The organism is Streptomyces sp. NPDC044033 (assembly GCF_056434425.1).
Map to the genome: position 1 here is coordinate 1 of NZ_JBWKFF010000011.1, position 12,018 is coordinate 12,018.

Annotated in this window: 10 protein-coding genes and 1 pseudogene; 5 read left to right on the top strand and 6 right to left on the bottom strand. The window is 70.9% G+C overall.

Annotated elements, in window-relative coordinates; translation table 11 throughout:
- Window positions 1-137 precede the first annotated feature (137 nt).
- The 4 genes from AC07AB_RS20195 to AC07AB_RS20210 form a co-directional block, all read right to left on the bottom strand.
- Window positions 138-422: an acyl carrier protein gene (locus AC07AB_RS20195; protein ID WP_478568604.1), complete on the bottom strand. Its 285-nt coding sequence runs from the start codon at window positions 420-422 to the stop codon at window positions 138-140.
- Between the two features lie 86 nt (window positions 423-508).
- Entirely contained in the window at window positions 509-1,819 is a 1,311-nt protein-coding gene (gene lysA / locus AC07AB_RS20200; RefSeq protein WP_478568607.1) for a diaminopimelate decarboxylase, read from the bottom strand.
- Window positions 1,809-3,230, bottom strand: a complete 1,422-nt coding sequence (locus AC07AB_RS20205; protein ID WP_478568610.1) for a preATP grasp domain-containing protein — start codon at window positions 3,228-3,230, stop codon at window positions 1,809-1,811. The genes lysA and AC07AB_RS20205 overlap by 11 nt, the downstream gene beginning before the upstream one ends.
- A gap of 15 nt (window positions 3,231-3,245) precedes the next feature.
- Window positions 3,246-4,274: a 3-oxoacyl-[acyl-carrier-protein] synthase III C-terminal domain-containing protein gene (locus tag AC07AB_RS20210; RefSeq protein ID WP_478568613.1), complete on the bottom strand. Its 1,029-nt coding sequence runs from the start codon at window positions 4,272-4,274 to the stop codon at window positions 3,246-3,248.
- Here AC07AB_RS20210 and AC07AB_RS20215 point away from each other — a divergent pair.
- On the top strand, window positions 4,254-4,559 hold the full coding sequence (locus AC07AB_RS20215) for a phosphopantetheine-binding protein (protein ID WP_478568616.1): 306 nt from the start codon (window positions 4,254-4,256) through the stop codon (window positions 4,557-4,559). The genes AC07AB_RS20210 and AC07AB_RS20215 overlap by 21 nt on opposite strands.
- A gap of 19 nt (window positions 4,560-4,578) precedes the next feature.
- Here the strand turns inward: AC07AB_RS20215 and AC07AB_RS20220 are convergent, their stop codons facing one another.
- Complete coding sequence (locus tag AC07AB_RS20220) at window positions 4,579-6,084, bottom strand: class I adenylate-forming enzyme family protein (protein ID WP_478568619.1); 1,506 nt, start codon at window positions 6,082-6,084, stop codon at window positions 4,579-4,581.
- Between the two features lie 86 nt (window positions 6,085-6,170).
- Window positions 6,171-6,908 (bottom strand): annotated as a pseudogene (locus AC07AB_RS20225) (SDR family oxidoreductase); the annotation flags it as partial.
- Window positions 6,909-7,339: 431 nt separating this feature from the next.
- Between AC07AB_RS20225 and AC07AB_RS20230 the strand changes: the two are divergent.
- Genes AC07AB_RS20230 through AC07AB_RS20245 form a run of 4 tightly spaced genes read left to right on the top strand, consistent with a single transcriptional unit; the run spans window position 7,340 to window position 11,952 of the window.
- Window positions 7,340-8,416, top strand: a complete 1,077-nt coding sequence (locus AC07AB_RS20230) for a glycosyltransferase family 4 protein (protein ID WP_478568622.1) — start codon at window positions 7,340-7,342, stop codon at window positions 8,414-8,416.
- 37 nt (window positions 8,417-8,453) lie between these two features.
- Window positions 8,454-9,833, top strand: a complete 1,380-nt coding sequence (locus AC07AB_RS20235; RefSeq protein ID WP_478568625.1) for a nucleotide sugar dehydrogenase — start codon at window positions 8,454-8,456, stop codon at window positions 9,831-9,833.
- Between the two features lie 38 nt (window positions 9,834-9,871).
- The gene (locus AC07AB_RS20240) at window positions 9,872-10,912 is read left to right on the top strand and encodes an NAD-dependent epimerase/dehydratase family protein (RefSeq protein WP_478568628.1); all 1,041 of its coding nucleotides are present in this window, start codon (window positions 9,872-9,874) and stop codon (window positions 10,910-10,912) included.
- Window positions 10,909-11,952: a glycosyltransferase family 4 protein gene (locus AC07AB_RS20245; RefSeq protein WP_478568631.1), complete on the top strand. Its 1,044-nt coding sequence runs from the start codon at window positions 10,909-10,911 to the stop codon at window positions 11,950-11,952. Before AC07AB_RS20240 ends, AC07AB_RS20245 begins: the two co-directional genes overlap by 4 nt.
- The last annotated feature ends 66 nt before the right edge of the window (window positions 11,953-12,018 follow it).

Consider the following 12,018-nt stretch of genomic DNA (forward strand, 5'->3'; position numbering starts at 1 on the left):
GCGAAAAGATCCCCTCTTTCCTTGGTGGGAAACCGCCCCCCCTCGATCACCCTCCCTGTGGTGTGCCAAACCAGGGGGGGTTTCCTGTTAATCCGGGCCCGGCCCAGCGGCCACTCGCGGCGGAACGGAGGTGTGGATCACTGCTCGGGCTCGTCGAGCTGCCTGGCCGCGTAGGCCGCGAGCGACCCGACCGTCTCGAAGTCGGTCGGCTCCAGTGTCTCCGGGTCGAATTCGCATCCCAGCTCGTCCTCCAGCGTCATCAGCAGTTCGAGGATGCTGGTGGAGTCGAAACCGAGGTCGTCGAAGAGCCTGGTGTCCGCCGTGATGGATTCCGGCTCACGGTTGTGCATTACGGCGAGCGCCTTGATCGCGATCTGCGTGATGCGGGGCAGGTCGGCGGAGGGTTTGGTGTCGGTACCCATAATGATCTTCTCGCTTCTCTTGTATCGCCTTGTTCTTGTCTTGTTCTCTTGCTCTTGCTCTTGCTTCTCGCCCTTGCCTCTTGTCTTCAGCTCGTCGCCGTGCCGACGTCACCGGCGCTCGCGGTGAGGTCGTACATGTGCTGCTTGCCGAGCAGGTCTTCCAGGCCGTCCCGCTCACGGACCACGAGGGCCCGGCCTGCGTGCACCAGGACCTCGGCGGGATGGCCGTGGCTGAGGAAGAGGACGGGCGACGCGCTCGGCCCGTACGCCCCGGACTGGAGCACCCCGATGAGGTCGCCGATCCTGAGGGGCGGCAGGGAGACTTTCTTGCCGAGCGTGTCGTTGGGCGTGCAGAGCGGGCCGGCGATATTCCACACCTGATCCGGTTCGGCGCCCGTACGGTTCAGCAGCCGAATCGGGAAATTCCGTTTGACGAATGAGCCGAGGCCGACTGCCGCCATGTGGTGGTGCGTTCCGCCGTCGACTATCGCGAACCGCTCTCCCCGGGATTCCTTCAGATAACGGACCCGGGTGACGTAGACGCCCGCGGGGGCCGTGAGATACCGGCCCAGTTCCATGATGATCCGGGTCTCGGGGTGACCGGCCGTGAACTTCTCGACGATCGGGTTCAGGAGTGCGGTGAGGGCGGCCGGGTCGAGTTCGCGTTCGCCGTCGAAGTAGGGCACGCCCAGCCCTCCGCCGATGTCGACGAGTTCGAGGGGGAAGCCGAGGGCCTCGGCGATCTGCTCGGCGGCCTCGAAGATCCGCTCGGTGTGCTCGGCCACGACGCGTTCTTCGAGCACGCGGGTGCCCATGTAGATATGGATGCCGACCAGGCGCACCGAGGGGAAGCGCTCCGCGAGGTCCCGCTGGGCGAGGAGGGTTTCCTGGTCGATGCCGAACTGCCGGCTGGTGCCGCTCATCACGAGCTTGGCGCCCTTGACGGAGAAGCTCGGATTGACGCGGAGCGCCACCCGCGCGGTGGTCCCGCGTTCGGCGGCGAGGCGGTCGACCAGCGCCAGTTCGTCCAGGGACTCGCAGACGACGGCCGCGATCCCCGCGTCCAGGCAGGCCGTGATCTCCTCGGCGCTCTTGCCGGGGCCGGGGAAGACGATGTCGTCCGCCGCGACGCCGGCCCGCCGGGCCGTGGCCAGCTCGGCCAGCGAGGAGACCTCCGCGCGCGCTCCGAGGGAGCCGAGCAGCGCGCAGATCGCGACGTTGGGGTTGGCCTTCAGGGAGTAGAAGATCTCCACAGCGGGGTGGAGCGGCTCCCGCAGTCCGTGGTACTGGCGGGCCAGCGTCTCGGCGTCGTATACGTACAGCGGGGTGCCGAACTCGGCTGCCAGCTCCGATACGGCCAGGCCCTGGATGTGGAGTTCAGTGGGTTCAGCGGCCATGGCGGTTCTCCTCCGTGAGGGCCGTGACGCGTGCGGCGATCTGCCGGTCCAGCGAGGCGAGACGGGTGTCGTCGTCGGCCACGACGATCCCGTAGAGGCGGCCGTCGAAGGTCCCCGGGCCGTCGCCCCCCAGCCGGTGCTCGGCCGCGTTGACCGTGGCGTAGTTGTTGACGATGAGGCCCTCGGGGCTGCCGGGTGCCATCAGCACGTCCCCCAGGAGATCCGCGAGCCGGGCGAACGGGAGGTGTTCGCGCAGCGTGACGGGGTATTGGGCGGCGATGGCGACCCTGCCCTCGGGGATGTACCGCTCCCGGACGCGTTCCTGGTACGTCGACATGTTGTTGCGGGCGTTGATCTCCACGATGGGGTAGAGCCCGCCCGCCGGGTCCACCATCGCGTCGACCCCGACGGGACCGAAGTACCCGTCGGCGTACAGCCGTCGGCCGATCAGATGGGCCGCTTCTTCGAGTTCGGCGCACTGGGCGGCGTCGAGGCGGGCGGGGATGCGGTGCCCCTTGTGGACGCCGGCGTCGGTGACGGCCTCGCGGACGAAGTCGAAGGCGACGGCGCCGTCCCGGCCGATGGTGAACTGGTAGTTCAGGTCGGTCCGCTTGGCCACCCACGCCTCGATGACCATGTTCACCCGGTCGTCCCCCGCGCGCTCGGCGGTCCGTACGATCTTCCGCGCGACGCGTTCCAGAAGGGCTCGCTCGGAGACGACGAGCAGGCCCTTGCCCGAGACACCGTACGAGTCCTTCGCGACGACCGTGGCCCCCTGGTCGAGGAGGCGGCCGGCTTCCTCGACGGCGCTCCGCAGTTCACCGACCGACCGGCAGGCCCAGCCCCGCGGCTGGCGCAGCCCGAGCGCCACGCCGGTCTCACGGCCGTACGCCTTGCCGTTGACCGTCTTGCAGATCCGCGCGGACGGCGCCGCGACCCGCAGCCCGGCGCGTTCGGCCAAGTCTTCCTCGCGCTCCGACACGCCGTGCGGCCACAGGACGGGGCTCCCCGCCAGCGTGCCGAGCTCCTTGAGGAGACCGGGGTCGGCGAGTACGTCCTCGGTCACCGTCAGCTGCGGGTCGCAGGCGGCGGGCGTGAGCACCTGCGGGAGGTCGAAGCCCAGCGCCGCGAGGTGCTCCAGGTGTCCGTCGTCCGGTGCGGACTTGAGGAGTACGTGGTCGGCCGGCCCGGCGAGCAGCAGGCAGAACTCGTCCATGCGGTTGGCGATCTCCCGCGTCGCGCTCACCGCGACCCGGGGCAGCCCGCGCTCCTTCTCGGCCCACTGGTTCTCCACCTCGAAGTTGCCCAGCAGGACCATGGGGGCGTCCGGCGCCCCGCCGAGCACGGAGCGGATGCGGGCGGTCCAGGGCAGGGCGGGATTCGGGTACATGGCATCCCTTTCGGAACTCACTTTCCGTACTCACCTTCAGTGTTCGAATACCATGGCCGAGAAAGTCGCACCGAGGCCGACAGCGGTCATCACATACCTCTGGCCGGGTAGCAGTCTGCCTTTCTCGCGGGCGGTCAGGTAGTTGAGGAGCGCGTCGGCTCCGAAACAGTGTCCGATCTCCGGGAGGTTGTCGGTGAAGAGCCGGTCAGCGCCTCGAATTCCCAGCTGCTTGAGCACCGGCAGCCAGGACATCCGATTGACGTTGTGCGGCAGGATGAGATCGATGTCCCCCAGGGCCAGGCCGGCGCGCTCCACGGCGGCACGCATCACTTCGGCCAGCGCCTGCGGATAGACCTCCTGGAAAGTCTTGGCCGTTTCCGGGTCCATGGACATTCCGTCCTCGAATTCGCCGCGGGTCCGCGTGGCGTAGCCCAGGAGGCGGTCCCGCGAGCCGCCCAGGCCGACCAGGGCGGCTGCCGCGCACTCCCCCATCACGCCGGTGTCGGGGATCACGCGGGCGCTGGCCGTGAACACCTTCTCGCCCGTGAGGACCAGGGCGAGCGCATCGGGATCGCCGTCCGCGGCGAGCAGCCGGCCGGCGAGTTCGATGGCCAGCAGCCCTGACGCACAGGCGTGCTGGGTCACGCAGAAGGCGTGGGCGTGGCGCAGCCCGAGGGCGTCGCGCACCTCGTGCACGGTGCTCGCGGGGTACGGGGCGGCGACCGGCATCGTCCGGCCCTGAAGGACGTACCGAACGCGCCGCTCGTTTCCCTTCAGCCCCGTCAGGCCCTGGGCCGCGGAGAGGAGTTGCCGGGTCGGCGTCTCCCCTTCGGCCACGCGGACCCGGGAGAAGCCAAAATATCGCTCGTAAAGCTTGATCCGCGACTCCGGTACCTCGTTCTTCTGCAGAAATTCCCGCACCGGAACGCGCCGTTCGGGTAAGTATCCGGAAACTTCCTTCAGCACTGTCAACGGAATCTCCTCGGCAACTCCGCGCACGTGTCCGGGTGTTCCCCGCCAAGCAGAGCGGATAGTATCGCGGCCATGGTCAACGGAGCAGCCCACGAGGCGTTCAGTGATATCGCTCGCATTTCCGGAATCGTCGGCGAGGAAATGGGAGAGGTGCTGAGCTGCCCGCCCCTGGCGGCGGATGACGATTTCTCCGCGCACGGTGGCGACTCGCTGCGGGCGGTCATGCTGGTCGAGCGGCTCGTCGCCCGCTGGCGGCCCGCCCAGGGGGAAGCCGCCGACCGCCTGCGAGCGGCGCTGGTGACGGCCGTCTTCGACAATCCGAGCCCGGGCCATCTCGCGGCGGTGGTGGCGGCCGAGACCGGCCCCCTCGCTTCCTGACCTCGGCGGGGCCGGCCGGTCACGGTCTGCCCCCGTCGGGGGCGCCGGTCACGGCGGGGGCACCGACCTCGGCTGAGGCGCCGGCCTCGGCAGGGGCGCCAGTCACGGCGGGCAGGAGCGCGCACGCCCGCTTCACCGCCGTGAGGTCCGCTTTCCCCAGCGTCGTGCGCGGCAGTGCGGGCAGTACGTGGACGTGGTGCGGCACCTCGTAGGCCGCCAACCGGCCGCGGCAGTGGGCCAGCAGGCCGGCGACGCCGGTGTGCGCGTCGCGCAGGACGACCGCCGCGTGCACCGACTCCTCACCGTCCTCCTCGTGGCCGAAGACGTGCGCCTCCGCCACGGCGGCGCACTCGCCCAGGACCCCGGCCACGCGGCCGGGGTCGACCTTGCGGCCGCCGACGTTGATGAAGCTGCTCTTGCGCGCCAGGACGGTGAGGTCTCCGGAGGCGTCGACGCTCACCAGGTCCCCCGTGTCGTAGAGGCCGTCCTCGTCGAGCACGTCGCCGCCGCCGAGGTAGCCGGAGAACAGCGTGGCGGTGCGGATGCGCAGCCACCCCGCGCCCGGGGGCGCGTCATCGCCCTCGGCCGGTGTGAGCCGCCAGGTCGCCGAGGGGTGGATCCGGCCCGCCGCTCCCGCGGGCCATGGCCTCTCACGGTCGTACTGGCACGCGATCACGCCGGCCTCGGTGCTGCCGTAGATCTGGTGCACCGGCAGCCGGAACGCCCGCTCCGCCTGTACGCGCGTCTCCGGTGGCAGCGGGCCGCCCGACGACAGCAGGGCCCGCAGCGCCGGGCCGCTCCCGGCGGGCCGCGGGGCCATGCCGAGGATGCGGTAGATCATGGGCGTGCCGAGCAGCACCGTGGCGCCCTCGTCGATGGCCGTGTGCACTCCGCTCACGCTGAAGCGGGGCATGGTCAGGATGCGGGCCCCGGTCACCAGGGCTCCGGCGAGCAGCCCCATCATGCCGAAGGAGTGGGCCATCGGGATCGGGCCGAGCAGGCTGTCGTGGGCGGTGTAGCCGTAGGTCTCGCGGTAGATGCGGCCGCCGCGCTCGATGCCGGCGAGGCTCTGCCGTACGATCCGGGGCTCGCCGGTAGAGCCGGAGGTCATGCCCAGGATCTCGGGGTTCCGGTCCGGTGCGCGCAGTGGGCCCTTGGTCTCCGCCAGGACGTCCTCGTACGCCAGGACACCGTCGCTCCGGTCAGGTGCGACCGTGTGCCGTGCGCCGATGTCCCGCGCCGGGGACCGGCCCGCGGCCAGGTGCGGGCCGGTCGCCTCCAGGCACAGGATGTCCACCGAGGCGGCGGTGAGTCCCAGGAACACCGCGATGCTCTCGGCGGAGTTGTCGAGGGCCAGGACCACGGGCTCGTTCCGCCGCAGCACGCGGCCGGCGTGTTCGGCCACTCCGGCCGCCATGTCGCGTAATCGGCTCCAACCGGTGTCCGTCCACCGGCCGTCGGCGAGAACCCGGACGGCCGGGGCGTCGGGGCGCAGGGCTGCCTGTCGTTCCACTTGCTGATGCATCAGTCCCCCACCTCAGGTGCTGTGGCGCGGCCCGGTCGTCCCCGCGCCGCCTCGCCCTCGTCGACCGGGAACCGCCCGAGGGGCAGCCCGCCGTCCACGTGGATCGTCTGGCCCGTGATGTACGAGGCACCCTCTCCGGCGAGGAAGGCGAGGGCCGCGGCCACATCGCCCGGCCGTCCGGCCCGGCGCAGCGGGACCGCCTCGGCGACTGCCGCCGCCCTCGCGGCCCCGCCCTCTCCAGGACCGCCGGCGCCCGGGGCCGTCGGGGCCGCGATGAAGCCGGGGGCCACGGCGTTGACCGTGATGCCCAACGGTCCCAGCTCGACGGCGAGCGCACGGGTCAGCCCTTCCACACCCGCCTTCGCGGCCGCGTAGTCGGCCTGGCCGTGAGAGTCGAGCGCCGAGGCGCCCGACAGGTTGAGGATTCGCCCCCAGCGCGCTCTCGCCATGTGTTTGTGCGCGGCACGGGCGCACAGGAAGGCTCCGCGCAGGTTCACCGCGTGGACGGCGTCCCAGTCGGCCTCGGACAGGGTGTGCGGGGCGGCGTCCCGGACGGCTCCCGCGCTGTTGACGAGGATGTGCACCCCGCCGAACTCCTCGACCGTGGCCCGCACCATCGCCTTGACCTGAGAGGCGACGGCGACATCGCACCCGAGGGGCAGCGCACGGCCTCCCTCGGCGGTGATCTCCGCGGCGAGGCGTCCGACCCCTTCGGTATCGATGTCAGCGAGGGCGACGGCGGTGCCATCGCGGGCCAGGCGTCGGGCAGTGGCCGCCCCGATTCCCCCGGCGGCCCCTGTCACCACGGCTATTCGCTCGTCCACGAACGCTCCACCGATCTCCCTTGGCGGCCTTTAATTCGGCACGTCATTCGGATGCGCGCAGCAGCAGGCCGCACACGGCCGGCAGAATCGAAACACGAGACCGATCCCGCGATATCCATCTGCTCTCCACATGCAGCAGCGTCACGCTAGAGCGTCTTCACACATAACGTCAAGGATCATTTTGCGGGAGGAACATAAGGGACGAAGCGTTCGAAAATGATCACTGCGGGCCCCTATTGACTAAAACGCATTAGTTGTTTAGCGTCCGGACGGACCTCCCGCTTGATCTTCGAGACTGGGGCCAACGTCCCTGGTCAGAGCTTTGCCGGACCATCACATGCCGGCGCGCCACGCTGAGCTCACCTTTCGTTGAATCCAGTGGGCGGTCGCGGCAATGCGTCAGGCAGTCACAAGTGAAGGCCGGTCACATCGTGAAACAGAACGCCCCCGCGCCCGTAAATCTGGTGGCGCATTTTCTCGTAGCGGATGGTTACGGAAGCCTGGCCGAGTACGCGGCCGTGGGAATGGCCCGACAAGGCGCCCGGGTCAACATCATCCCTATCAAGGTATTCCCCGAGGGCCTGTCCCCCAGGATGCTCGACCTCCTCGCGAACTCCACTCCGTACGAAGAAGGCCCCGTCCTCTTCTCGGCGGCCCTCGAACCCGAGCTGGAGCTTTACGCGGAGACCGAGCACTTCGTGCACACGATGTGGGAGTCCAGCGAGCTGCCCGCCGACTGGCCGCGCAAGCTCGACCGCGCCCGGGCCGTGATCGTGCCGACCCGCTTCGTCGCCGATGTGTGCCGGTCGAGCGGCGTGACCGTGCCCATCGAGGTGATCCCCGAAGGCGTCGATCCGCAGCTGTACCCATGGACCGAGCGCCCGGCCCGCGAGGGCGTGACGACCCTGGTCGTGGGCACGGTGCTGCCGCGCAAGCACGTCGCCCAGGCGATCGAGGCGTGGAAGCTGGCCTTCGACGGCGACCCGGACGCCCGCCTGATCATCAAGTCCCGGTTCCAGACGGCCAAGTCGCACGGCCTGACCGTCGATGACCCGCGGATCACCGTGGTCGACGACCAGGAGATGGTCCGCGGCATCCTGCACTGGTACGAGCGGGCCGACGTCCTGCTCGCCCTCGGCAGCGAGGGGTTCGGCCTGCCCCTGGTCGAAGGCATGGCCACCGGCCTGCCCGTCATCGCCCTCTCCTCCGAGGGCCAGGGCGACATCTGCGCCGACGCCGGCGACCTCCTCCTACCGGTGGCGCCCGGCAGCTGGGAAGTCGCGGACGAGCCGGGGTACGGGCGCTGCGGAGTGCGCGGCGTACCCGATGTCCAGGAGGTCGCGGAACGGCTGCGGTGGGTGGCCCGCCACCGTGCGGAGGCCACGGCGATGGGCGCGGCCGCGTCGGAGTGGGTGCACCGGCACCGCAACCTCTGGCACAAGGGCCCCGCGTTGCTCGACGCCATGGAGACCCATATGCGTCCGCCGCGGACCCTGCGGGCGCGGTGACCGGCGGCACGAGGTGGATCGAGAGGAGCGGACCCAGGTGAACAGGACACAGGCCGGCAGCGGGAACGACGGCGAGTACGGCGACGGCGGGGCCGGGCAGCCGCCGGGCACGGTCTGCGTGATCGGCCTCGGGTACGTCGGGCTCACGCTCGCCGTCACCCTCGCGGCGCAGGGCCGCCCCGTGATCGGTATCGAGCGGAACGAGGCGATACGCGAGCGGTTAGCCCGCGCGGAACCCCATGTCCACGAGGCCGGGCTGGACCTCGCCGCGGCGATCGAGAGCGGCATGTTCACGGTGGCCGACGCCGTGCCGCCGGGCCGGGAGGTCGATACGTACATCGTGTGCGTCGGCACCCCTGTGGACGACACCGGCGCCCCTGACCTGCGCCAAGTGGAGGGCGCGGTCCGGGCGGTGGCCGCTGAGGCGGTCGACGGGAACCTGGTGGTACTCCGCTCCACGGTGCCGGTGGGCACCTCCCGCCGGCTCCGCGCCGCCCTGCGTGCGCACCGCGACGTCGAGCTGGCCTTCTGCCCGGAGCGGACCGTCCAGGGCATCGCCGTAGAGGAGCTGCGCAGCCTGCCGCAGATCGTGGCCGCCGCGACACCCCGCGCGGCCGAGCGGGCCGCCGCCCTGTTCCGCGTCCTGACGCCGGACATCGTCGAGGTCTCCACCCTGGAGGCCGCCGAGGTCGCGAAGCTCGCCTGCAACGCGTACCGCTACACCGTCTTCGCCTTCGCCAACGAACTCGCCCGGCTCTGCGAGAGCGTGGGCGTCAGCTCCCGCGAGGTGCGCGAGGCCGCCGCGGCCGGATACCCCCGGGGGGCGATGCCCTCGGCGGGGCCGGTCGGCGGATCCTGCCTCCCCAAGGACACGGCCATCCTCTCCCGGGCCTTCCTGGACCACGGTGCGCGCGGCTCCGAGCTGCTGGGCGGCGTCGGCGCCACGCACCGGGAGGCCCCGGCGCGGATCGCCGAACAGCTGGCGGAGCGGATGGCGCGCACCGCCGGGTCCGGAGCGCCGACCGTCGCCCTGCTCGGCGTCGCGTTCAAGGGCCACCCCGAGACGGACGACGAGCGGTCCTCCCCGGCCGTGGAGATCGTGGCCCGGCTGCGGGAGAGATACGGCGAGCTGACGGTCCGTTCGCACGACCCGCTGGTGCCGCAGGACAGACAGCGGGCGCTGGGATACGAGCCGTGCACCGAGGCCAAGGAGGCCGTCGAGGGCGCGAACCTGGTCGTCCTCGGCACCAACCACAGGTCGTACGCCGAGCTCTCGCTGCACTGGCTCGCCGAGCGGATGACGGGCCCGGGCATCGTGTACGACGCCTGGGGTCTGCACGCCCGGGACGGCGCGGAGCTCGGGGCCCCGGTGGAGTACCTCGCCTTCGGCGAGGGCCGGCCGGCGCGGTCGGCGTGACGCGAGCGGCCCCGCGGGATCACGTGGCCACACATCCGGTGCATGAGAAGGGAAACAACGTGAAGGTCCTGGTGACGGGCGCGGCCGGCTTCCTCGGCGGGTATGTCGTGGAGGAGCTGCTGGCGCGCGGGTACACGGTGGTCGGCCTCGACAACCTCACCAAGTACGGGCGGCCGGCCCGTACGCCGCCCGAGCACGAGCGTTTCACGAGCGTGGTGGGCGACGCGGCGGACAAGGAGCTGCTGTACGAACTGTCCGCGGACTGCGACCACTTCATCGCCAACGCCGCCCTGATCGGCGGCGTGCGCTACATGAAGGACCTCGCGTACGACATCCTGGCCACCAACAACCATCTGGTCGGCGCGGCGGCCGAGGTGGGCGTCAGACGGCACGGCGAGAAGCTGCGCAAGGTCACCTACGTCAGCTCTTCCATGGTGTACGAGGGGCACGCGGGCACCGGGTTCCGCGAGGGAGATGAACGGCGGATCGCGCCGCCCTCCACCGCGTACGGCTTCCAGAAGCTGGCCGTCGAGTACTACGCGAGGGCCGCCTGGTCCCAGTACGGCCTGCCGTACACCATCGTCCGCCCCTTCAACTGCGTGGGCGCGGGCGAGCGGCACGCCCCGCACTCCAGCACGTCCTCCGGCGAACGGCAGCGGATGGTGCGCGGCCACGTCATCCCCGACTTCGTCGAGCGCGCGCTGCGGCGCGAGAACCCGTTCCGCATCCTGGGCGACGGGGGCCAGTTCCGCACCTTCACCTACGCCCGGGACATGGCCCGCGGCATCGTCCTGGCCATGGAGTCGGACGCGGCGCTGGGCGAGGACTTCAACCTCTCCGGCCGCCACGGCCGCACCATCGCCGAGCTCGCCCGGTTCGTCTGGGACCGGGTCAACCCCGGGGAGCCGATCACGCTCCAGTGCGAGGAGCCCTTCCCCGACGACGTCCGTGTGCGCAAGCCCGACACGCGCAAGGCCGAGGAGGTACTGGGCTTCGTCGCCGGAACCCCGCTCGACGTCATGGTGGACGAGGTCATCGCGTGGGTGCGCGAGGGCGAGCTGTCGGCGGCCGACCGGTGATCAAGTCGGTCAACCTGGCCGGGGAGTTCTACGTCCACGACGGCTACGCGGGCATGTCCGAGTACATCGTCGTCGGCCTCAGCAGGCTCGGGGTCCGGGTCAACCTGGTCCCGTTCAAACTGGAGAAGGCCGGACTGTCCCCGGAGATGCTCGACGTCGTAGCGGCGTCCGGCCCGCTCGAACCGGGCCCGCTGCTGTTCAACTCATGGGTCCGCCCGGAGCTGGAGCGGTTCGCCGACCGTCCGCACATGATCCACACCATGTGGGAGTCGAGCCGCCTGCCCGCGTGCTGGGTGGGGCCGCTGAACCGCGCGCGGGCCCTGATGGTGCCGACCCGCTTCGTCGCCCGGATGTTCCGGGAGAGCGGGGTCACCGTGCCGGTCGAGGTCACGCCGGACGGCATCGACGCCGATGTGTACCCCTATGTCGCACGCCCGGAACGCGAGGGCATCACCACGCTCGTCGTCGGCACGGTGGTACCCCGCAAACACGTCGCGCAGGCGATCGAGGCATGGGAGCTGGCCTTCGCGGACGACCCCGCCGCGCGGCTGGTGGTCAAGGCGCGGTTCGGCGCGGAGGGACGCGGCGGCCTGTACCCGCGCGACCCCCGCATCACGGTCGTCGACGAGAACGAACCGACCCGCGGCATCCTGCACTGGTACGAGCGGGCCGACGTCCTGCTCGCCCTCGGCAGCGAGGGATTCGGCCTGCCCCTGGTCGAAGGCATGGCCACCGGCCTGCCCGTCATCGCCCTCTCCTCCGAGGGCCAGGGCGACATCTGCGCCGACGCCGGGGACCTCGTACTGCCGGTGGCACCGTCGCGCTGGGAGGGCGTGTACGAACCGCACTTGGGGCACTGCGGCGTCCGCGGCGTCCCGGACGTGGCGGAAGCGGCCGGGCATCTGCGGTGGGTCGCGACCCACCGCGACGAGGCCCGCGACCTCGGCCGGGCGGCGTCCGACTGGGTTCGCAAGGAGCGCGACGTGTGGCAGAAGCCGAAGGCGATGCTCGACGCGATGGAGCAGCACTGGCGCGATTAGGGAGCGTCGCGCGAGGCGTTCGGCGAAGTACGGGGAGGGAGTGGCTAAAGGCCCTCCCCCCCCCCT

Coding starts and splice junctions, on each gene's coding strand:
- AC07AB_RS20195 (WP_478568604.1), bottom strand. CDS start 422: ATGGGTACCGACACCAAACCCTCCGCCGACCTGCCCCGCATCACGCAG.
- lysA (WP_478568607.1), bottom strand. CDS start 1,819: ATGGCCGCTGAACCCACTGAACTCCACATCCAGGGCCTGGCCGTATCG.
- AC07AB_RS20215 (WP_478568616.1), top strand. CDS start 4,254: ATGGTCAACGGAGCAGCCCACGAGGCGTTCAGTGATATCGCTCGCATT.
- AC07AB_RS20220 (WP_478568619.1), bottom strand. CDS start 6,084: ATGCATCAGCAAGTGGAACGACAGGCAGCCCTGCGCCCCGACGCCCCG.